This is a genomic window from bacterium, from assembly GCA_028820935.1.
Classification (GTDB): domain Bacteria; phylum Actinomycetota; class Acidimicrobiia; order Spongiisociales; family Spongiisociaceae; genus Spongiisocius.
On record JAPPHZ010000046.1, the window covers coordinates 1 to 21501 of the forward strand.

23 protein-coding genes and 1 tRNA gene are annotated in these 21501 nt (G+C 68.4%); 16 read left to right on the forward strand and 8 right to left on the reverse strand.

What is annotated here, in order from left to right:
* The first annotated feature begins 327 nt into the window (after positions 1-327).
* The 5 genes from rpsF to dnaB all read left to right on the forward strand — a co-directional run bounded on the left by rpsF (position 328) and on the right by dnaB (position 3650).
* Positions 328-681, forward strand: coding sequence for a 30S ribosomal protein S6 (gene rpsF, locus OXM57_13995; GenBank protein MDE0353790.1), 354 nt, complete (start codon positions 328-330; stop codon positions 679-681).
* A 66-nt stretch (positions 682-747) separates the two neighbouring features.
* Positions 748-1203: a single-stranded DNA-binding protein gene (gene ssb, locus OXM57_14000; protein MDE0353791.1), complete on the forward strand. Its 456-nt coding sequence runs from the start codon at positions 748-750 to the stop codon at positions 1201-1203.
* A gap of 16 nt (positions 1204-1219) precedes the next feature.
* Entirely contained in the window at positions 1220-1504 is a 285-nt protein-coding gene (gene rpsR, locus OXM57_14005) for a 30S ribosomal protein S18 (protein MDE0353792.1), read from the forward strand.
* The gene (gene rplI / locus OXM57_14010) at positions 1501-1953 is read left to right on the forward strand and encodes a 50S ribosomal protein L9 (protein MDE0353793.1); all 453 of its coding nucleotides are present in this window, start codon (positions 1501-1503) and stop codon (positions 1951-1953) included. Before rpsR ends, rplI begins: the two co-directional genes overlap by 4 nt.
* Positions 1954-2273: 320 nt before the next feature.
* Positions 2274-3650 (forward strand): replicative DNA helicase, encoded by a 1377-nt coding sequence (dnaB, locus tag OXM57_14015; protein MDE0353794.1) that lies wholly within the window; start codon positions 2274-2276, stop codon positions 3648-3650.
* A gap of 16 nt (positions 3651-3666) precedes the next feature.
* Here the strand turns inward: dnaB and OXM57_14020 are convergent, their stop codons facing one another.
* Positions 3667-4671 carry a 50S ribosome-binding GTPase gene (locus tag OXM57_14020; GenBank protein MDE0353795.1) on the reverse strand — a complete coding sequence of 335 codons (1005 nt, stop codon included), beginning with the start codon at positions 4669-4671 and terminating at the stop codon, positions 3667-3669.
* 168 nt (positions 4672-4839) lie between these two features.
* Between OXM57_14020 and OXM57_14025 the strand changes: the two genes are divergently transcribed.
* Entirely contained in the window at positions 4840-5625 is a 786-nt protein-coding gene (locus tag OXM57_14025) for an MBL fold metallo-hydrolase (protein ID MDE0353796.1), read from the forward strand.
* Between the two features lie 8 nt (positions 5626-5633).
* Here the strand turns inward: OXM57_14025 and OXM57_14030 are convergent, their stop codons facing one another.
* From OXM57_14030 to lnt, 3 genes are read right to left on the reverse strand one after another with little or no spacing between them, the layout of a single operon-like run.
* Complete coding sequence (locus OXM57_14030; GenBank protein ID MDE0353797.1) at positions 5634-6359, reverse strand: DUF5668 domain-containing protein; 726 nt, start codon at positions 6357-6359, stop codon at positions 5634-5636.
* A 58-nt stretch (positions 6360-6417) separates the two neighbouring features.
* Entirely contained in the window at positions 6418-7320 is a 903-nt protein-coding gene (locus tag OXM57_14035; GenBank protein ID MDE0353798.1) for an ROK family protein, read from the reverse strand.
* Entirely contained in the window at positions 7317-8795 is a 1479-nt protein-coding gene (gene lnt / locus OXM57_14040; protein ID MDE0353799.1) for an apolipoprotein N-acyltransferase, read from the reverse strand. The genes OXM57_14035 and lnt overlap by 4 nt, the downstream gene beginning before the upstream one ends.
* 187 nt (positions 8796-8982) lie before the next feature.
* Between lnt and OXM57_14045 the strand changes: the two genes are divergently transcribed.
* From OXM57_14045 to OXM57_14055, 3 genes are read left to right on the forward strand one after another with little or no spacing between them, the layout of a single operon-like run.
* Positions 8983-9810 carry an inositol monophosphatase family protein gene (locus OXM57_14045; GenBank protein ID MDE0353800.1) on the forward strand — a complete coding sequence of 276 codons (828 nt, stop codon included), beginning with the start codon at positions 8983-8985 and terminating at the stop codon, positions 9808-9810.
* Positions 9811-9838: 28 nt separating this feature from the next.
* Positions 9839-10798 (forward strand): hypothetical protein, encoded by a 960-nt coding sequence (locus tag OXM57_14050; protein MDE0353801.1) that lies wholly within the window; start codon positions 9839-9841, stop codon positions 10796-10798.
* A gap of 19 nt (positions 10799-10817) precedes the next feature.
* Entirely contained in the window at positions 10818-12773 is a 1956-nt protein-coding gene (locus OXM57_14055) for a Zn-dependent oligopeptidase (GenBank protein MDE0353802.1), read from the forward strand.
* 34 nt (positions 12774-12807) lie between these two features.
* Here the strand turns inward: OXM57_14055 and OXM57_14060 are convergent, their stop codons facing one another.
* A complete protein-coding gene (locus tag OXM57_14060) occupies positions 12808-12999 on the reverse strand; it encodes a hypothetical protein (GenBank protein MDE0353803.1) in 192 nt (63 codons plus the stop codon).
* 232 nt (positions 13000-13231) lie between these two features.
* Here OXM57_14060 and OXM57_14065 point away from each other — a divergent pair, with 232 nt between their 5' ends.
* From OXM57_14065 to OXM57_14080, 4 genes are all read left to right on the forward strand, one after another.
* Entirely contained in the window at positions 13232-13492 is a 261-nt protein-coding gene (locus tag OXM57_14065) for a heavy metal-associated domain-containing protein (protein MDE0353804.1), read from the forward strand.
* Positions 13489-15675 (forward strand): heavy metal translocating P-type ATPase, encoded by a 2187-nt coding sequence (locus tag OXM57_14070; GenBank protein MDE0353805.1) that lies wholly within the window; start codon positions 13489-13491, stop codon positions 15673-15675. The genes OXM57_14065 and OXM57_14070 overlap by 4 nt, the downstream gene beginning before the upstream one ends.
* A gap of 24 nt (positions 15676-15699) precedes the next feature.
* Positions 15700-16545: a PAC2 family protein gene (locus OXM57_14075; protein MDE0353806.1), complete on the forward strand. Its 846-nt coding sequence runs from the start codon at positions 15700-15702 to the stop codon at positions 16543-16545.
* A gap of 127 nt (positions 16546-16672) precedes the next feature.
* Entirely contained in the window at positions 16673-16765 is a 93-nt protein-coding gene (locus tag OXM57_14080) for an AURKAIP1/COX24 domain-containing protein (GenBank protein MDE0353807.1), read from the forward strand.
* A 450-nt stretch (positions 16766-17215) separates the two neighbouring features.
* Here OXM57_14080 and thrB read toward each other — a convergent pair whose 3' ends face one another.
* Both thrB and OXM57_14090 read right to left on the reverse strand, forming a co-directional pair.
* Complete coding sequence (thrB, locus tag OXM57_14085) at positions 17216-18061, reverse strand: homoserine kinase (protein ID MDE0353808.1); 846 nt, start codon at positions 18059-18061, stop codon at positions 17216-17218.
* Positions 18058-18966, reverse strand: a complete 909-nt coding sequence (locus tag OXM57_14090) for a cation diffusion facilitator family transporter (GenBank protein MDE0353809.1) — start codon at positions 18964-18966, stop codon at positions 18058-18060. The genes thrB and OXM57_14090 overlap by 4 nt, the downstream gene beginning before the upstream one ends.
* 4 nt (positions 18967-18970) lie before the next feature.
* On the opposite strand from OXM57_14090, the gene OXM57_14095 reads away from it, so the two are divergent.
* From OXM57_14095 to dcd, 3 genes are all read left to right on the forward strand, one after another.
* Positions 18971-19246, forward strand: a complete 276-nt coding sequence (locus tag OXM57_14095; GenBank protein MDE0353810.1) for a hypothetical protein — start codon at positions 18971-18973, stop codon at positions 19244-19246.
* Positions 19247-19336: 90 nt separating this feature from the next.
* A tRNA-Gly gene (locus OXM57_14100) sits at positions 19337-19407 on the forward strand.
* A gap of 68 nt (positions 19408-19475) precedes the next feature.
* Positions 19476-20045: a dCTP deaminase gene (dcd, locus tag OXM57_14105; protein MDE0353811.1), complete on the forward strand. Its 570-nt coding sequence runs from the start codon at positions 19476-19478 to the stop codon at positions 20043-20045.
* A 3-nt stretch (positions 20046-20048) separates the two neighbouring features.
* Here dcd and purB read toward each other — a convergent pair whose 3' ends face one another.
* Positions 20049-21494, reverse strand: a complete 1446-nt coding sequence (purB, locus tag OXM57_14110; protein ID MDE0353812.1) for an adenylosuccinate lyase — start codon at positions 21492-21494, stop codon at positions 20049-20051.
* Positions 21495-21501 lie beyond the last annotated feature (7 nt).

Genomic DNA, 21501 nt, shown 5'->3' on the forward strand with positions numbered 1-21501 from the left:
TACCACACCGCCATTACACAGACAGACGCGAAAGTGGTCTGTCTGCGAAACAGCTTGGTGTGTTCTGGCGGTCATCGGTGTCCCGTCGCTGTGTTCCGCTTCCTCAACGTACCGCTGCGGGTACGCCTTCGTCAGCGGGCCTTGCGAGGAACACCGCCGGCTGGCGCATAACCCGCCGCCACTCCCCAGACAGACCACTAGACTTTCCCCCGCCGTTCATGCAAGATGCCCGGCATGCGGTTCCCACAATCCAAGTCCTGCGCCCGAGGTGGCGCCTTCCGGGGGGCTCGTTCCGGCCCGGATGTCCGAAGGAGGTGATGCGCCCCCATGCGCACGTACGAGTTGATGACCATTCATAGGCCCGAGTTGGCCGAGGCCGATGCCAGGCGTGAGTCACAGGTTCTCAAGAACTTCCTCCACGAGGCTGATGCGTCGGTCGTGGAGATCGACTTCTGGGGCAAGCGGCGGTTCGCCTACGAGATCGACAAGATCCGGGAGGGCTACTACACGGTGGTCACCTTCGAGGGTGAGCCCCACCATGTCGCCGCCCTGGACCGCGCTCTCTCCCTTTCCGACGCGGTGATGCGGCACAAGATCATCCGGCCCGGTGCTCGTCCCGGTCGGACGAAGACCACCAAACGGTCTTCGGATCAGCCTGCCACGGACTCATCCGGTGCATGAGAGAGTGTCACAGGGCCTTGATGTAATGGGTAGGAACCGAGTGAGCAGCACACAGATAGGACTGGCATGCCCGACAACACAGTAACCATCGTAGGCAACCTGACCCAGGACCCCGAGATGAGGTACACGCCCAACGGGGTGGCCATGGTCAAGATCACCGTCGCCGTGAACCGCCGTCGCTTCAACCGCGACACCAACACGTGGGAGGATGGCGACGCGAGCTTCTTCAACGGCACGTGCTGGCGCGATCTGGCCGAGAACGTCTCCGAGTCGTTGCGCAAGGGCACCCGGGTGATGGTCACGGGTCGGCTCGAACAGCGCTCCTGGGAGACCCAGGAGGGTGACCGGCGCTCCGTGGTCGAGATACAGGTCGAAGAGATCGGTCCCAGCCTCAAGTGGGCCACCGCCTCGGTGACCCGCATTCCGAGAGGCGGTGGCTGGAGCGGCGGCGGCCGGCAAGGCAACGTGCCCCCTGCCCCCGTGGCCCGGAACAACCCGCCGCCTGATGAAGCACCCTTCTGACAAGGAGTTATGACTCATGGCGAGACGAATCCCGAACCGCCGGCGGCGGCGGCCCAGAGGCCCGAAGACGATCCGCAAGCGGGTCTGTCCGGGCTGCGGGCAGATGAAGTGCGACAACACCAAGGTGCCCTACGTCGACTACAAGGACCTGGACACCCTGGGCCGGTTCATCTCCGAGCGCGGCAAGATCCGTTCCCGGCGGGTGACCGGCGCCTGCGCCCAGTACCAGCGGCGGGTGGCGATCGCCATCAAGAACGCTCGCGAGATGGCCTTGTTGCCGTACACGAAGAGCCCCCGATGAGGCTGGTGCTCAAGACCGATGTGGCCGGTCTGGGAGTGAAGGGCGACATCGTGGAGGTGGCCACCGGCTACGGACGCAACTACCTCCTGCCCCAGGGTCTGGCCGCCAATGCCACCACCGGCATGATCCGGCAGATCCAGGAGGCCGCGCGGGTCCGCCGGGAGGCTCGCCGTCGCGAGCTGGAAGCCGCCGAGAACATCCGCTCGCACTTGGCCGAGACCCGGGTCGTGATCGCCGCCCGGGTAAATGACGAAGGCCAGCTGTTCGGGTCGATCGGGATCGCCGAGATCATCGACGCGGTGAAGAGCCTGTCATCGGTGATCCTGGAGCGTGGGATGGTCCTGCTGGCGGAGCCCATCAAGACCATCGGTTACCACGAGGTGACCATCACCCTGCATCCTGAGGTGCAGTGCGTTCTGACTCTGGATGTGATCCCGGCTCACCGGTAAGGCCGGGCGTTGTCCCGTGGGGCGGTCCGCGGGCCGGGCCAGAATCTGAAGAACGCCAAAATGAGCGACCTGGAACCCGGGCCGGCGAGCCTTCGGGTTGCCTATGCTGACTGGCGGTCGGACTCCGGTCGGACGGCGCGACTACCGGTTACCTCCCCGACCACTTCCCTCTTCCCCTGTGACCTTCCCGCACGTCGCCGCGTAGCCGGGGGACCGCGCGGTGGGGAATGTCACACCCTCGCGCCATCCTGGTAGTGACGATGTAGGACAGAGGGAGGGCGCAGTATGAGCCGGGCCATCTTCCCCGCAGGGGCAACGCCGTGACGGTGGCCGAGCGGGTCCCGGACCCGGTTGCCTTCACCCAGGCCATGGCTCCGCCCCACAGTGGCGAAGCGGAGGAGTCGGTGCTGGGCGCGGTTCTCCGGTCGCAATCGGCCGCCGATGAGGTGATCGGACGCCTCAAGGAGTCGGACTTCTACGTCCCGGCCTACCGGATGATCTTCGGCGCCATGGTCCGCCTCTACGACGACAACCAACCCATCGACACGCTGACGGTGGCCGACCGGCTGACCAGGATGGGCGATCTCGACAAGGTGGGCGGCGTCGGCAGGGTCGCCGTGCTCTGGGACAAGGTGCCCAGCGCCGCCAACGTGGGCTACTACACGGAGGTGGTTGCCGAACACGCCGTCCGGCGCGGGATGCTGGAGGCGACCCGCCGGATCGGTGACCTGGCCATGAACCTGGACATGGAGATCGAAACGGTCCTGGACCAGGCCGAACAGACCGTTCTGCGGGTGGCGCAGGACCGGATGGACGGCGGCCTGGAGCAGATGGGAGCCCTGCTGGAGTTGGTGCTCCAAAAGCTGGAGAAGGCGGAGCGGGGCGAGCAGGACGTCACAGGACTCCCCACCGGCCTGACGGATCTGGATCGCAAGTTGGGGGGTCTGCAACCCGGCACGCTGGTGGTGGTGGCCGGCCGTCCCGGTATGGGCAAGAGTGCCCTGGCCATGAACATCGCCAGCCACGTGGCCCTCAACCACGGGCCGGTGGCGCTGTTCAGCCTGGAGATGTCGCCGATGGAGATCGCCTACCGCTGGCTGGGATCCCACGCCCGGGTCAACTCCATGAAGCTGCGCACCGGCCTGGATCATGGCGAGTCGGCCAGGCTCTGGCCCCGGCTGGTGGCGGCCTCGGCCAGCCTGTACGGGGCGCCGCTACACGCCGACGAGGGGTCGCGCACGGTTACCGACATCCGGGCCAAGTGCCGGCGCATGAAGCGCCAGGGCGGGCTGGATCTGGTGGTGGTGGACTACATGCAGCTGATGCAGGCCCGTACGAGGGAGAACAGGCAGCAGGAGATCGCAGAGATCAGCCTCAACCTCAAGGGGCTGGCGAGAGAGCTGGAGGTGCCGGTGATTGCGGTCTCGCAGCTCAACCGCGCCCTGGAGAGCAGGGGAGACCGGCGCCCGCAGCTCGGGGACCTCCGCGAATCGGGTGCGATCGAGCAGGACGCAGATGTGGTGCTCATGATCTACCGGGACGAGTACTACAACGCGCAGTCCGACCAGAAGGGGATGGCCGACATCATCATTGCCAAGCAGAGGGCCGGTCCCACCGGTGTCGTGAAGGCCACCTTTGCCGCTGAGTACACCCGCTTCGACAACCTGCCGCACGGCTACACCAGCCGGGGGAGCTAGGCGGACGGGGCGCCGTTCAGATGTGAATCTCGATGCGGTCTCCGTCCTCGAGGGGGAACGCCTTCCCGATGCGGCGGTCGGGCCGGCCCGGCCGGATCAGCCGGGCGAACTTGAGATCGCGGGCGAAGTCCTTGTGGATCAGGGTGGCCACATCCAGCACCGTCTGGCCGCGGCGGATCGTGTAGGGCCGGTCGTCCTTTCGCTCGGAGGCAGAGACCGTGTACACCCGCACCACCCCCAAGGCGTCGAAGAGCCAGTCGCCCAGATGGCTCACCTCGCCATCCGGCACCGAGGACCTGAGGACGGGCAGGTCGAGGCCGACCAGCTCCATCAGCACCTCGATCTCCTCCTCGACCTGTTCGGTCAGGTCGGCCTTGGACGCCACCACCGCGGTGGGCAGGACCTTGGCGAACGGATCGTCGGGATCCGGCGGCGTCCCCGCGCCGCTCGGCCACTCCCCGGTCAGGAAGACCCTGCGCTCCTCCAGCAACCCCACCAATTCCTCCACGGCCGCCACGCAACCCGGATCCGCCACGTCGACTACCAGCAGCGCGCCGTCCGCGGGCTGCAGGGCATTCCCGATCCAGGGCAGCGGGTGCTCGGCGGTGATCGGCGGGAGGTCGATCAACTGGATCCCGATGTCACCCACGGGCGCCATGCCGGGCTGGGGGTGATGGGTGGTGAAGGGGTACGCCCCGACGGCGGCGCCGGATCCCGTGAGGGCGTGGTGGAGCGAGGACTTGCCGCTGTTGGGAGGACCGAGGAGGACGATCTGGCCCGCCCCTTCCGGCCGGACGGTGTAGACCGGCCCGGCCCGTGCACCTGTCTTCTTGGGAGCGGCCAGCTCCTCGGTCAACTCCTTGATCTTGGTCTTGATCCCGGCCTGGAGGTGTTCGGTCCCCTTGTGCTTCGGGATGGTGCGCAGCATCTCCCGGAGGGCGGTAAGGCGATCCCGCGACTCGCGGGCGGCCTTGTAGTCGGCTTCGGCCTTCTTGTACTCGGGGGAGACGTTGGTGGGCATTGCCTCACAATGATGGCGCAACGGCGGCGGGAAACGCCGATCCGGCGGGGGTAATCTCGCGAGGAGGGTGCTGAACGAGACGGGGATGGGTTGGCCCGCGACGTCTTGACCTGGGATTTCGTTTCCGATTAGCCGCCAACTGGACATTTTTCAGTACCCTCCGAGGCCATGTTCGAAGAGCTCGCCGATGGCGTCTTCCGGCGTCCCTATCCCTTCCTGCGGATCAACATCGGGGTTGTGATCGGCGCCGAGGGCGTCCTGCTGGTCGACACCCGCGAGAGCGAGGATGCCGCACGCGAACTGTCCGGCGAGCTGCGCACGCTGACGGCCAAGCCGGTGAGGTGGGTGGTCAACACCCACTGGCACTGGGACCACGTGTTCGGGAACGCCCTCTTCCCCGGCGCGGCCATCTGGGGACACCGGTCCTGCCGGCGGATGCTCGTGGGGAATACGGAACCCCATTTCGACGATGCCCGGCGCTGGGTGCCCAGGGAGCGGAGAGACGAGATCGAGCGGGTGAGGGTGGTGCCGCCGCAGCACACCTTCGAGGCGGTGACCGCCATCGACATCGGTGGGCACCGGGTCGAGGCCACGTACCACGGGCGCGGCCACACCGACGCGGATGTGGTGGTCCGCTGCGGCGGCGTGACCTTCATGGGGGATCTGGTGGAACAGGGCAAGAGCCCCGAAATGGGCGATTCCTACCCCCTGGAGTGGCCCGCCACGCTGGCCGCGGCGCGCCCCGGAGTGGGGCCAACGGTGGTGCCCGGCCACGGTGACCTGCTCTCTCCGACCGATGTGGACGTCCAGGCGGAGCGGCTCGAGAGGGTGGCCGCGCTGTTACGCCAGGTGCTCTACGAGGGGCGTCCGGCGGAGGAAGCGGTCCGGCGAGGACCCATCCCCGAGCTTCACATGCGGAAGGCCCTGGCCAGGGCCCGAGCAGAGGCTCAGTAGCTACCCGGTCAGGCGGACCGTTTGGCGGACCGGCCGGACTCGATGGTGATCCCGCCGAAGAGGCAGGTTCCGGTGATGGTGAGCGTCGGGCCGGTCCTGGGTGAGGTCTCGCTTCGCTGATCGTTGACTCCGCCGAAAATGTTGGTGGTGCGGAGGTCGACCACCCAGTCGTCGGGCACCACGAAGATGACCCCTCCGAACACCGCGGAGACGTCCACCCTGGGCGAGCTGATCGCCAGCCCGGCATCGACCAGGTCGATCTTGGCGGACCCGAATATGGCGCTGACCGTTCCTCCGGAGAACATCCGGCTGGTGATCCGCTGCTCGGTCGTTCCGAACCCGCAGGACACGTTCACATCGGTCGTGTCGATGGGCTCGGAGTCCCGGTCCTGCTTGCGACGCCTGGTCCGGTGCTGGCGGCCCAGCAGGATGAACCTGGCGCCCACCCATACCAGGACGAGCGGCCAGAGCCTCCACACGTCTCCGTAGTCGAAGCCCCAGATACCCAGGGAGTCCAGCAACATCAACGCGCCGAACAGGGCGACCGCAGCCCAAAACCACCGGCCCGAGCGTCGCCGGACCAGGTTGCCGAGTCCGATGACCACCAGGATCGCGGGCCACCAGTCGCTGAACGTGTAGCTCCAGTCGGTGAGGTTCTCGATGAGCAACAACGCGCCGATCACCACGAGCAGGAGCCCGGTCACTATCCGGGAGCTTCGCTTGCCTTCCATCATGCCTCGCCTTTCATCGTTGCCGGGCACCGGGTCGACCGGTGGACCTGGCCTGCGTCGCCTAGTCGGGGACCGGCCAGAGCCATGCCGCCCCCAGGACGCCCCCGGAGTCGCCGTGCCGGTTCCTTGCCAGGCGGGTGGCCACGCCATCGGAGAATATCCACTTTCCCCACCTTTGCGGCACCTCCTCGTACAGTTGATCCACGTTCGACAAGCCGCCGCCCAGGACCACGACCTCGGGATCGAGGACGTTGATCACTACCGCCAGGGCCCTCGCCAGGCGAGTGGCGTAGTGATCGAAGACAGCGGCGGCGACCGCGTCGCCATCGATACGATCCATGACCTGCTCAGCCGTCAGTTCCATCCCGCCGGATCGCCGGTACTCACCGGCCACCGCCGGACCGGACAGGTAGACCTCCACGCAGTCGGTCCTCCCGCAGTAGCAGGCCCGCCCGTCCATCTCGGCGGGTTGGGGGTTGTGACCCCATTCCCCCGCAATGCGGTTGGGGCCGGCATGGAGGGTCCGGTCGATCACCAGGCCGCCGCCCACGCCGGTTCCCAGGATCACGCCGAACACGGTCCCGGCCCCGACGCCTGCTCCGGTGACGGCCTCGGCCAGGGCGAAGCAGTCGGCGTCGTTGGCCAGCCGCACCGGCCGTCCCAGAGCGGCTTCCAGGTCGCCATCCAGGGGTCGGTCGTTCAGCGCCACCGAGTTGGCGTTCCGCAGCAGCCCCGAGAAAGGGGAGATGGCTCCGGGCGTTCCGATCCCGACGGTGCCCTGCCCTCCGACGCGGTCCTCCACCTCGCGGATCAGCTCCACGACCGCTCGGACGGTGCCCTCGTAGTCTCCGGACGGCGTGGGAACCCGCTTCCTGACCAGCACGCGCCCGCCGGGGTCGAGCACGGCGCCCTCTATCTTGGTGCCACCCAGGTCGATCCCGACCCGGAGCCCACCCCCGCTCATGCCCGTTCTTCTCTCCTGATGAAGCCGGCGACCCGCAGCCCCAGATAGGCGAGCATCGCCCCGACCTGGAGCCAATCGCCCCAGCGGACGTAGAGGGTGGGGCCCGCCGTCCGGGCCGCGGGGACGCCGGCGGCGGTGGTGGTCTCGAAGAGCTCGGTCCGGCTCTCCACCCGCCCGTCGGCGTGGACGAAGGCGGATTTGCCGGTAACCGCGGCGTGCACCAGGTCCACTCCCAGCTCCGCCGCTCTCATCCGGCTGATGGCGATCATCTGGTCGCTGGCCGGTGTCCTGCCGAAGGATGCCTCGTTGGTCGCCAGCACCAGGAACGCCGCTCCCGCCCGCACCGCCTCCCGCTCGTAGCGGGCGTAGGCCCCTTCGTAACTGATGACGGATCCGAACCGGACTCCGTCGAGGTCGAACAGCACCTGCTCCCGGCCCCGGACCATGTCCCGGGGTACCCGGTCGAGGGCCGGCACCACCTGGAAGATGGGGCGGAGGGGCACGTACTCGCCGAACGGTACCGGGTGCCGTTTGCGGTAGGTGCCGACGATGGCGCCGCTCGGCCCGAAGACCACGTTGACGTTGTCGAAGTGACCGGGGCCCGCGTCCAGGTCTCCCCCCACCAGGAGCGTTGCGTCAAGCCGGACGGCCTCGGCGCCGATGGCCCTGGCCACATCGGGATCCCGGAGCGGGTCGGCGCTGCCTCCGGTGGAACTCTCGGGCCAGACCACCAGGTCCGGACCGGGTTCCAGAGCGCGGGTCAGCGCCAGGTGGCTCTCGTAGATGAGCCGGCGTTCGCCCAGGCACCGCGTCCCGGGGCAGGGCGAGTTCCCCTGCACGATCGTCACCGACCGCGTCTCCCCTTCAGGCACCGCCGGCCAGACGTTCCCGGCCAGCCCCAGGATCACCACACCTCCGGCTACGGCCGCCAGGACCTTCCAGGACAGGCGGCGGCGTAGCACCAGCACCACCACCGCCGCCACGGCCGCCAGCAGGACTCCCCAGCCGGTGGCTCCGATCCACTGGGCGGAGGGCCGGAGGGGCGTGGCGCCGGCCATGACGCCGATCGATCCCCAGGGAAAGCCGCCGAAGGGCCACCGCACCCGCAGGAACTCCGCCAGCGCCCCCGCTCCCGCCGTCGCCAGCACGAACGTCCAGGGGGCGGCGTCCCGGTAGCGGAATATCCCGCCGGCAGCGATGAGGAAGGCCAGGGCCTGCACCATCGCCAGGGGGTAGTAGGCGATCAGTTCCACCTCGATGAGCCAGGAGAGGATGACTGCGAAGTAGGCCAGCCCGAACAGGTAGCCGGACCACAGGGCAACCGCTCGGGTGCCGGCCGTCGCCACCAGCCAGACGAATCCCACCAGGCCCAACCAGGCGAGGGAGGTCCACTCGTACGGCGGGTAGCCGAGAGCCAGCAGGATGCCCGCCAGCAACGCGCCGACCAGCCGCAGGGTTGTCACCGTCCGTGCCACCGGCGGGATTGTACGTAGTCGTCTCGCAGCGCTTGGCAGGGCGTTCCATTACCCGGAATCGCGCGTGTCGGGCCGTAAGATGATGCCCGATCACGCACCGGATGCAACGGCGGGGCTACGCGCCCCAGCCCTCATCCGTAGCCGAGTCCAAGGAGCCCACAGTGGTCTGTCTGCGAAACAACCCGGCGTGACTCCCGGAGTTCCGGACGTCGACCTGCGGACCGACCTGGACGTGGCGATCGCCGCGGCGCGCGCCGGCGCCCGAGTGGTGCGCCGGTCGTTCGGGCGGGATATCGACCCGGACCTCAAGAGCGTGGTCGATCCGGTGACGGAGGTGGACCGGGCCGCCGAGGCGGCCATCCGGGACGTCCTGAGCGCCATGCGCCCCGAGGACGAAGTGCTGGGCGAGGAGGGGGGCGGCCAGACCGAGGCCGTAGGGCGGCGGTGGATCGTGGATCCGCTTGACGGCACCATCAACTTCCTGCACGGCCACCCGCACGTGTCCACTTCCGTGGGGCTCTGGGACGGGGACGAGCCGGTGGCGGGCGTCGTGGTCGATGTGATGCGGCAAGAGATGTTCACCGCGGCCCGCGGGCAGGGCGCCTACCTGGACGGTCGGCCCATCCGGGTCTCCTCCAAGACCAGGCTCCAGGAATGCCTGGTCGGAACCGGATTCCCCTACGACCGCCACCTGAACGGTCCGGCCTACACCGCCGCGGCGGGAGAGGTGATGAAGCGGGTGCGGGACATACGCAGGCTCGGATCGGCCGCTCTGGACTTCGCCTGGGTGGCCTGCGGGCGTTTTGACGGGTTCTGGGAGTTCGGCATCTATCCGTGGGATGTGGCGGCGGGATTGTTGCTGGTCGAGGAAGCAGGCGGGTTGACGGCCGACATGACGACGAGCCCGGCCAGGGTGGACTCCACCCACTTCATCATCGCCGGGCCCGGTATATACGAACCCCTGGTGGACCTGATCCGCTCGGTTGCCCCACCCCATGTTCGGGCCGGTACTTGAGCGGCCGGACCGGGCTGGTTCCCTCCCGGTGACGGCCGGCGATGCCATCGCGGCGTTCTGGCGGGGATGGCCTCTGCTGCGGGACTTGCTGGAACAGGAACTGGCCCAGGGCGAGTACGGGGACGGCACCGAGCAGCTGACGGACCTCACCGAGGCGATCGATCCCGGACTCGAGTGGGATCTGCTGCCGGGACTCGAAGCCCGGCACGCGCTCTGTCTGAGCGCCGCCTCGGACCCCGCTCTGCGACCCCTCACCGAGCAGTGGGTTCGGGCTGCGCCCGAACCTGATGGCGCTTGGGAGTACCACCCGGCGCGGGTCTCCGTCCCGCCGGTCGCGCTCGCGGTGGGGAACCTCCGCATACATCCGCGCGATGTCCTGGTGGTGATCGAGCCCGACCAGAGCCGCGAGGAGTTGAACCTGACGGTCGGCCATCCCGACTTCGGCGGCTTGGATGAAGTCCTGCAGCTCCAGGTGGTGTTCCGTCTCCTGGACGACCTCCTGGGCGAGGACCTCATGGAGAGCTGGGTCGGGTCGGTGGATGTGGTCCCCCATCCGCTTTCCTGGGGGGTGCCGCTACTCGATCTGGCGGACGAGATCGATCGCCACTCGGGCGTGGCCACGGGTCAGAGGTGGGAGTTCATCGAGGAGGAGGACGAGGATCTGGGGGACAGCCGGCTCTTCATCAACCGGGCCCTCAAGAGGCTCGACCACCTGGACCTGGACTTCGTGGTGACGGTCAGCATCGAGGTGCAGTCGTTCGATCCGGTGCTGGTCAGGGAGGTGGAGAAGGACCTGGCCGAGTCCCTGGGCACCGAGGGCGTGATCTACGCCCATAGAGCCTTCGATGACTTCACCGTGCTCTACGCCTACGTGGGGGAGGGAGTGGCCGACGACGTCCGGCGGCTGGCCGACCGCTGGTCTCCTCAGGTCTACGAGGTGATGGTCGAGCCCGATCCCGCGTGGGACACCTACGAGGACATGCGCTAGTGACGGACCACTCGTAAAGATGCTCTTCGACTACACGTCCGTAACCACCGAGTCGGTAGCCACCGCAGTCGAGACGGCCATCGCCCGCGGTGAGGAGCTGGTCGAAGAGATACTCTCGGCGCAGGGTCCGCGCACGTTCGCGAACACCCTGCGGCCCTTCGAGGAGGTGGCTCGCCTTGGCGCCGTCGCGTACGGCAGGGGACCCTTCCTGGGCCAGGTGGCCACGGACGAGACGGTCCGGACGGCCGCCCGGGAGGGCGAGGAGCGCCTGGAGAAGTGGGGCCTCGACCTGATCTCGCGGCGCGATCTGTACCGGGCCATCCGTGACTACGCGGGCACCGAAGACGCCAAGGCTCTGGCAGGCGAGCAGGCTCGAGCCCTCGATCACGCCTTGCGCGACTTCCGCATGGCCGGTCACGAACTGAGCGAGGAGGACCGGTCCCGGGTACGGGAGCTGCTCACCCGCCTGGTCAGCTGCCAGGTCGCCTTCTCCGCCGCCCTGGCCGAGTACGAGGACCACATCGAGGTCACCGAGGACGACCTCGACGGCATGCCCGACTCGTACGTGGCGCGGCTGGCGCCGGGAGAGTCCGAGGGTTCCTACCGCATCACGATGGCCTATCCGGATGTGATCCCGTTCATGGAGAACTCCCCGCGCCGCGACCTGAGGCAGGCGCTGGCCCACAAGTTCGGCAACCGCGCCAGGGAGGCGAACACGCCGGTACTGGAAGAAGCCCTGGAGATCCGGGCCCGGCTGGCCTCCATCTTCGGCGCGGGTTCCTGGGCGCACCACAGCATGGTGAAGAAGATGGCCCGCCGGCCCGAGGCGGTGACCGACTTCTACGGGTCGATTCTCGGCCGCCTGACCGAGGCGGGCCTCCGGGAGCGGGCCGCCATGGAGCGGCTGCTGGAGGCCGGGGGCGATGAGCTGCCGGTCCAGCCCTGGGACCGCGCCTACTGCCACACCGAGCAGATGAAGCGGGACTACGGGGTGGACCCTCTCGAGGTGGCCGCCTACTTCCCCCTGGACCGGGTGATCGAAGGGATGTTCGAGATCACCCAGCGGGTGTTCGGTCTCACCTACCGGCAGGTCGATGCGCCGGTCTGGCACGAGGAGGTGCTGGCGTACCGGATCACCGATACGGCCTCGGGCGAGCTGGTGGCCCACTTCTACATGGACCTGCATCCCCGCGACGGCAAGTTCGGACATGCCGCCGCCTTCCCGCTGGCGCCCGGCGGGAAGGACATCGAGGGCCGCCTCCGCCGGCCGGTGAGCGCCATGGTGGCCAACCTGACCCGTCCCACTCCCGACACCCCCTCGTTGCTGCTGCACGACGAGGTGGTCACGCTGTTCCACGAGTTCGGACACATCCTCCACATGTCGCTCTCACGCGCCGAGCTGGCGCGGTTCAGCGGCGCCCGGACCGAATGGGACTTCGTGGAGGCGCCGTCCCAGATCATGGAGAACTGGTGCTGGATTCCCGACGTGCTCCGGACCTTCGCCCGCCACCACGCCACCGGGGAACCGATCCCGCCGGAGTTGGTGGTCCGTCTGACCGACGCCCGGAACCTGAACGTCGCCCTCTTCAACCTGCGCCAGGTGATGCTCGGCCAGATGGACATGGACCTCCACACCACCCTCGAACCGGTCGATCTGGAGGCCGTGTTACGCAGCCGGGCCCGGACGGGACTCCTCCCGCACCACGAGGGCACCTTCATGCTCTCCTCTTTCGGCCACCTGCTGGGCGGGTACGACGCCGGCTACTACGGATACCTGTGGGCGGAGGTGTTCGGCCAGGACATGTTCAGCCGCTTCGCCGAGGAGGGGGTGCTCTCCACCGAGGTGGGGATGGCCTACCGCCGCAAGGTGCTGGAGCCCGGCGGGACCAGGGACGCCATCGACCTGTTGCGGGACTTCCTCGGGCGGGAGCCCCGCAGCGATGCCTTCTTCCGCAAGCTGGGCCTCGAGGGCTGAGCCTCCGGCAGGAAACCCAGCCCTCCTCTGGTTCTCAGGCCTCGGTCAGGATGTGGCCTCGGACCCGGGGGAAGCGGACGGGAGCGTGGGCGTTGCAGTAGTCCCGGCGGTTGTAGATGGAAATCTTGGTGGAGCACCGATCCAGGCGGCAGACCCGACCGCTCTGGTACGAGCGGGACGGCCGCACCCCGCCTTGCAGACGGAGGCCGGCTAGAGCTTCAGACACGATCACTCACTTTCCTCAGTCCCCTTCTGTGCATCCCGTACAACGCCCCGGCCGGCCGCGTTGTTCCGTTTTCTTTTCCGACTTCCGGAGACCCCACCCCTGTTCCGGATGCGCAAGCAATCCGGCCGTCATGTCCCGCGGCCGCTTGGTTCGCGCTGTGTTCCCGGCATGAGGATTCGGGCTACGCTGGGACCAGCGTTCCCGTCACCCCCGCTAGTCCCAGGAGACCCTCATGAGAGCAACAGACGCGGCCATTCCGGCGGATGCCACCGAGGTGGTGTTCGACGTGTCGGGGATGACCTGTGGTTCGTGTGCGGCCCGTATCGAGGAGGTGCTGGTTGATCAGGTCGGTGTGGAGGGAGCGGCGGTGGATGTCGCTTCGAACCGGGCCACGGTCGTGCTGGCCGCGCCGGGGACGGTTGACGGCCTGACCGCGGCGGTGGAGAGGATCGGCTACGGCCTAACACGCGTCCCCTCCGGGAGACCCGAGTGACCGCAACCGACGTAGCTGTTGCCGCGGATGCCACCGAGGTGGTGTTCGACGTGTCGGGGATGACCTGTGGTTCGTGTGCGGCCCGTATCGAGGAGGTGCTGGTTGATCAGGTCGGTGTGGAGGGAGCGGCGGTGGATGTCGCTTCGAACCGGGCCATGGTCACGCTGGCCGCGCCGGGGACGGTTGACGGCCTGACCGCGGCGGTGGAGGAGATCGGCTACGGCCTGGCGCCCGTTCCCGCCAGGGAAGAGACCCGAGACGTCGAGCGCGAGGATGCGCTGGAGCGGCGGATCGGGTGGCGGCGCTTCGTGGTGGCGGCGGCGCTGGCCCTTCCCACCATCGTCCTGGCCATGGCGGGTGTCGATGCCGTCTGGTCGGATTGGCTCCAGGGTCTTCTTGCCTCCGGAGCGGTTCTCTGGGCGGGGCGCACCTTCCATGTGGTGGCGTGGAAGCGGCTCCGCCATGGCGCGGCCAGCATGGACACGCTCATCAGCCTGGGCACCCTGGCCGCCTGGGGGTACTCGGCATGGGCGCTCGTTACCGGGGGAGCGCTCTTCTTCGAGACCGGCGCCGCCATCGTGATGTTCGTGCTGCTCGGCCGTTACCTGGAGGCGCGCGCCAAGGGCCGGGCCTCCCAGGCCGTCTCCCGGCTCCTGGAGCTTCGGGGCAACGACGCCAGGGTGCTGCGCGGCGGATCCTGGGTCACCGTACCCATCGAGGAGGTAGTGGTGGGGGACCGGGTCGAGGTGGTACCCGGAGGACGGGTTCCGGTCGACGGAACGGTGGTCGAGGGGGCCGGCGAGGTCGACGAGTCGATGCTGACCGGAGAGCCCATGCCGGTGGCGCGCCGGCCGGGAGACCGGGTGGTGGGGGGAACGGTCAACCAGACGGGACGCCTGGTCATCGAGGTCACCGAGGTGGGCGAGGACACCGTTCTGGCCGAGGTGGTACGGATAGTCGAACGGTCCCGGGCCACCAAGGCGCCGATCCAGCGCCTGGCGGATCGGGTGTCGGGCGTCTTCGTCCCGGCGGTGGTGGTGGTGGCGGCGGCCACGCTGGTGGGTTGGCTGGCCGCGACCGGAGACTGGGCCGACGCCCTGCGCAACGGGGTGGCGGTGCTGATCATCGCCTGCCCCTGCGCGCTCGGCCTGGCAACGCCCACGGCTATCGCGGTCGGGGCGGGACGGGGCGCCGAGCTCGGGGTGATCTTCCGCTCGGCCGAGGTGTTCGAGCGGATGGAGAAGCTGGAACGGGTAGCGCTCGACAAGACCGGCACGCTGACCACGGGGCAGATGACCCTCCACTCGGTGGAGTCCGACCATCCTGACTTCCTGGCGCGTGTGGCGGGCGTGGAGGCTGGCACCGGGCATCCGTTGGGCCGGGCGGTGGAGGCCGGAGCGATCGAGCGAGGTGTCCAGCCCGCGGAGGCAGCCGACGTCAGCGTGTTTCCCGGTTTGGGAGCGGAGGGCACCGTCGACGGCACGGTCGTGACGGTGGGGACGTCCGATCTGATGGAGAGCCGCGGGATGGCGGTGGGCACCCGCTGGACCGAGGTGCTGGACCGGGCCGGAGGCCGGGGCCGGACCGCCTTCCTGGCCGGCTGGGACGGCGCCGTCCACGGGGTGATGACGGTCAGCGACACCCCCCGATCGTCATCGGCCGACGCCATCGCCGCTTTGAACGAGCGGCAGATCACGACAGCCATGCTCACCGGGGACGCTGCCACCGCCGCCCGCGTGGTGGCGGACCAACTGGGCATCGCTGAGGTGCATGCCCGTCTATCGCCCCAGCAGAAAGCGGGCCTCATCGAGTCCTGGCAGGAATCCGGCCAGTCAGTGGCGTTCGTCGGGGACGGGGTCAACGACGCTCCGGCGCTGGCGACGGCGTCAGTCGGGATGGGGATCGGCACCGGCAGCGACCTGGCTATCGAGACCGCCGACGTGAGCCTGATGTCGGGCAATCCGGCGCTGGCGGTGACCGCCATCGACCTGGCCCGACGCATCCTGCGCGGCATCCGGCAGAACCTCTGGTGGGCCTTCGCCTACAACGTGGCGGCCATCCCCCTGGCTGCCGCCGGGCTGCTCGACCCGATGGTCGCCTCCGTCGCCATGGCGCTGTCGAGCGTCTCCGTGGTGGCCAACAGTCTCCGCATGAGGAACTGGTCCCCCGCTTCCGCTTCGTGACTCCCCTCGCTACGATTCCTTAGCGTGGGGACCGATGTCGAGTGGCTTGAGGAGCGTTCGCTACGTGATCCGGTAGCGGTGCTGGCCTTCGAGGGCTGGAATGACGCCTCCGACGCCGCCACCCGGGTGCTCTACTACCTCATGGAGCACCACGACGTCACTCCGTTGGCCCGGCTCGATCTCGAGGACTACATCAGCTACCAGGAGTCCCGGCCGCTGGTCACGCTGGAGGGGCGGGTACGGAGCATTCGCTGGCCCACGGTCGGCTTCTTCGGCCTCGCCTTACCCGACCACTCCCATGACCTGGTGCTGATCCTCGGAGAGGAGCCGCACCTGCGGTGGCGCCGGTTCTGCCTTGACGTCGCTTCCGTGCTCCGGCAGTTGGGAGTCCACCAGGCCGTGGCCCTCGGAGCGTTCGTCGGCGAGATCGCCCACACGCTCCCGGTGCCGATCTTCGGGAGCTCCTCGGATCCCAACTTCGCCGACCGGTTCGGATTGCACGCCTCCGCCTACGAAGGGCCGACCGGCATCACCGGGGTCATCACCAAGGCACTCGAGGACGAGGGCATCGAGGCGGCGAGCATGTGGGCCGGTATACCCCATTACCTGGCGGCCAACCCCAGCCCTACCGGGACCCGGGCGCTCCTGTACGCGCTCGGCGACGTGATCGGCCAACGCTTCGACGTCACGGAGCTGGACGAGGAGGTGGCCGACTACGAGGCGCGGGTGCAGGAGGCGATCGCCGGTTCCAGCGAGCTGGTCGGATACGTCCGGGGCCTGGAGGCGGAGAGCGAGAAGCGCGCCATATCGCTGACCAGTAGCCGCCGGTTGGTGGAGGAGATCGAGCGCTTCCTGCGCAACCCCAACTAGTTGGTAGTTGGTAACCGGAGGTAGCGTTGGATCGCATCCGTATACGGTCTCGGTACCTACCGTTCCGGTTTGCGGCCAACCCGTCCAACGACAACAATCGGTGCCTGGATCGAAACAAGGATGTGCATTGGGCTCGCTGGTTAAGAAGCGCCGCAAGAAAATGAGCAAGCACAAGTATCGCAAGCGGATCAAGGCTAACCGCCACAAGAAGAAGCAGTAGGTCCGCTTCAGGGGGTACTTGCGGGGCGAGGACGTGCTGCCCGCCCGGCCGGGCGGTGTGTCTTAGCGCCCCGAATTCCCAAGTCGGTTCGTGCCCGTAGAGGCCGTGCCCGGCGCATACGGCGGTCCGTCCGAAGGGGGACGAGCGGGAGCGCTCGAGTGTGTCACACCCCCGCTATACGTTGCCTGTCGCCAAGCACTTACACCGGTCTGAAGGCTTTCATCGATCGATTCGACCGGCCCGGAGGGAACAAACAAGGCTTCATGGAGCGAACCGCCATGCCACCCGGCAACCGCCCGGGCATGCCCGACCACGCTCCAAAGCCAGGACAGGTGGTGGCGGGGGAGGGCCCGGTGCGGAGCACCGATTTGCCGGCGCGATTTTCGCGACTTTCCCCACACGGGACTCGGGAGGCGGTTGGACGATTCCCCGGCCGGCCGAGGCTCGAACCTATCCGGCGCCCTTGATGTCCGGCACCAGCACCATCGCCTTGCCCTCCCCGCGCAGAGCGTCCGCCAGGGCGTCCTGCACCGTGGACACGTGGTCTCGCCGCGCCAGGCTGAGGATGGAGGGGCCGGCGCCGGACAGGCAGGCGTACACGGCCCCCGCATCGAGGGCGACATCCATCAGCCAGGCCGTTTTCGGATAGCTGGCGAGGCGGGGCGTCTCGTGGATCTCGTCGCCGCGGGCATTGTCGAGTATCTCCTCCGAACCGGTCCGCAGACCCTCGATCAGCGCGGTGAGCCGTCCGAGGGTACGAACAGCCACGTCGAGCGGGACGCAGTCCGGCACCACCTTGCGGGAGTCACTGGTCCGGATCTCGAAGTCGGGAACCACCAGCACCGGCACCAGGTCGGGCGACAGCGAGTGGTGCACCACCCATCCTTCGGCCACCGACACCAACCCCCCGTAGACGGCTGCGGCGGCGTTGTCGGGGTGGCCCTCCAGGTACTTGACGTACTGGAACAGCTCGTCGTGGCTCGGGTCCTTGCCGTTGGCGCGCAGGGCGGCCAGGGTGCCGGCGGTGAAGGCGGCCGCGCTCGATCCCAGGCCGCTGCACAGGGGAACGTGGTTGGCGATCTCCATCCGGAGCGGCCGGTCGCTCACGGCACGAGCCGCCGCCAGGACGGCGTCGTTGTCCTCATCGCCCAGGTAGGGCTCTGGTCCCACGTGGCGGGAGGACCACGAGCCGGCGACCTCGGCAGTCACCCGGCACCGCAGGTCGAGCGCCAGGGCCATGGTGTCGAAGCCCGGCCCGAGGTTGGCAGAGGACGCAGGGGCGGAGGCGGTGCTCATGAGCCGATGTCGGTTTCCACGAAGATGTTCCGCGCCGTCGGCAATGCGATCCGGATGGCACTCTCGACATCCTCGATGGTCTCGTGGACCTCCTTGCCGGAAAGGCCTTCCACCAACTCGACATCCAGGTTGACCAGGATGTCCTCGGGGCCCATGTGCATGGTGAGCAGGCGATCCACGCCGGTGACGTTGGCGTGGGCCAGCACGCGCGCCCGGATGGTGGCTCGGTCCCGGCGTCCGGCCGCTTCCCCGATCAGCAGTCCCTTGATCTCGAAGGCCAGGAAGAACGCCACGCAGGCCAGTAGCACCCCGATCAGAATCGACGCGAGGGCGTCCCAGGTGGGGTTGCCGGTGAGATGGGAGGCCACCACGCCCGCCAGCGCGACGGTCAGCCCACCGACGGCGGCGCTGTCCTCGAACAGGACGACCAGCAGCGGCGCGTCCTTGGTGTCGCGCAGGGTGCGCCAGAGGGCACGAGAGCCTCGGGCCCGGTTGAACTCACGCACCGCCACAGCCCACGGAACGGCCTCAATGAGGATCGCTCCCGAGAGCACGGCCACCGAGACACCGAAGCTCTCCACCGCATGGGGATGCCGGAGGGCGTTGACACCGTGCTGGATGGAGAACACCGATCCTCCTACGAACAGCATGACCGCCACCATGAAGCTCCAGAAGTAGACCTCCTTGCCCCTCCCGAACGGATGGCGGTGCCCGCCGGCGCGCTTGGAGACCGTGATGCCCCACAGCAGCATGGCCTGGTTGCCGGAATCGGCCACCGAGTGGATCGCCTCGGCCAGCATCGCCGCCGATCCGGTGATGGCCGCGGCTATGAACTTGGCTACCGCGATGGCCGAGTTGGCGACCAGCGCGGCGATCACAGCGAGACGGGAGCCTTGGGAAGCCATTCGGGTGCCAGTGTACGAGGTCGTGGGTTCCTCAGCACAGCAGCAGGGCTACGGTAAGCGGGTTATGGCGGACATTCTCGGGTTGGACGCCCTGCTGGGGCAGATGATGACCGCGCTGGGTCTGGCGATGGTGGCCGGGAACGGCTTCGCCATGTGGAAACACGCCCGTGGTGAGGGTCCCGAAGGCGCCAAGGGCGCCTACCGGCCGGGGCGGGTTCGCTTCCTCCTGGGGGTCGGTCTGGTGATCAGCATCTGGGGCCTGGCCGGGTGGGTGATCTGATCCGACGGCTCGCCAGACCGGTCCAACGCATGTGGCACCCCGCCACGTGGACCACTACCATCGCGCCGGGCTGGTGGGTGTAGCTCACCGGCGGGTGTAGTTCAGTGGTAGAACATCAGCTTCCCAAGCTGAGAACGGGGGTTCGATTCCCCTCACCCGCTCCCTTCCCCTGGCGCGCTCGCTTCCCCTGGCGCGCTGATTCCACCTCTCCGCAACCTGGAGCAGAGCAGTGATACTTTCGGACCGGGACATCAAGGCCGCAATCGAGGCGGAACGCATCGGGATCGATCCCTACGATCCCGATAACGTCCAGCCCTCTTCCATCGACCTGCGGGTGGATCGCTTCTTCCGGGTGTTCGAGAACCACCTCTACCCGTATATCGATCCCAAGACGGCCCAGCCCGACCTCACCCAGGAGAAGGCGGTCAGCCCTGACGGCCGCTTCATCCTCCACCCCGGCAAGTTCGTGCTCGGGGCGACCCTCGAGCGGATCCATCTGGCTGACGACCTCGTGGCCCGGCTCGAGGGCAAATCCAGCCTGGGCCGGATCGGCCTGCTGATCCACTCCACCGCCGGGTTCGTGGATCCCGGCTTCAACGGTTACCTGACGCTCGAGCTGGCCAACGTGGCCAACCTGCCGATCGCCATCTATCCCGGCATGCTGATCGGCCAGATCAGCTTCTACGAGCTCTCCAGCCCGGCGGAGCACCCCTACGGCTCGCTGTGGGCGGGGTCAAAGTACCAGGGCCAGCGCGGCCCCACCGCCTCCCGGGTCCACGAGAACTTCCGCCAGGGGTGACGATCAGAGCAGGGTCTCCGGCTGGTACGTAGCGGCGTCCGGATGGGCGTCGACCACCTCCGCGACCGCCCTCGCAACGCCGTCGACCTGGGAGCCCGCCCGTCCCGCCAGGCCGGTGGCGGTGGCCGCCTCCCGGATCCGCGACGCGTCCAGGGGAAAGGCCGGATCGTCGCCGAGCGTTGCCCAGAGGTCGTGGTCGCCCCCGTCCCGCCGGGCGGTGGCCGCCCGTAGACCGTGGGACTGGATGACCCGGTGGGCCTGCTCGCGGCCCATCCCCGCCGCCACCGCCGCCAGCAGGACCCGGGTCGTGGAGAGGAACGGCAGCTCGGCAGCCAGTTCCTCCTCCACCCGCCCTGGAAACACCGCCATGTCCCGGACCACGTGCAGGGTGGCCTCCATCAACCCGTCGGCGGCGAAGAAGGAGTCGGGGAGCATCACCCGGCGGACCACGGAGTCGCTGACATCACCCTCGTTCCACTGGTGCCCTGACAGGCCCGAGGCCATGGCGAGGTAGCCGCCCAGGACCACGGCCAGCCCGTTGATCCGCTCGCAGGTCCGCATGTTCGTCTTGTGGGGCATGGCCGATGATCCCACCTGGCCGGACCGGAAACCCTCGGAGACCAGGTCGGCGCCGGCCATCAGCCGGAGGGTGGTGGCCAGGCTGGAGGGGCCCGCCGCCAGTTGGGCCAGCGCGGACACCACCTCCAGGTCGAGCGATCTGGGATAGACCTGTCCCACGGAGATCAGGCGCCGGGAGAACCCCCGTCCATCCGCCACCCTCTCCTCGAACCGGTCCACCGCCTCCTCGTCACCACCGAACAGGTCCAGGAGGTCCTGCTGGGTCCCCACCGGGCCTTTGATTCCTCTCAGCGGATAGCCGGCGATCAGGGTCTCGAGCCGCCGGTAGGCGGCCAGGGTCTCCTCGGCGGCGGAGGCAAGACGTTTCCCCACGGTGGTGGGCTGAGCCGGCACGTTGTGGCTGCGGCCCACCACGACCGTTGTCCGGTACTCGACCGCCCGGCCCGCCAGGGCTGCCAGCACCGCCACGGTCTTGTCCCGCAGCGTCTCGAGCGACCGCCGGACCACCATCTGCTCGACGTTCTCGGTGACATCCCGGGAGGTGAGTCCCTTGTGGATATGCTCGTGGCCCGCCAGCGCGCAGAACTCCCCGATGCGGGCCGCCAGATCGTGGCGGGTGACTTCCTCCCTGGACCGGATCGAGGCCAGGTCCACGTGGTGGATGACCGCCCGGTAGTCGTCGACCACTCCGTCGGGCACGGGCACACCCAGCTCGATCTGGGCCTCGAGGACCGCTACCCAGAGCTCCCGCTCCATGACCACCCGGCCCACCGGGGACCAGAGGCGACGGATCTCGCTGCCGGCGTAGCGGGAGGCCAGGACGTTGGGATTCTCGGACTGTCCGGGGGGATCCGTCGGGATCGGCGCCATGGCGGTT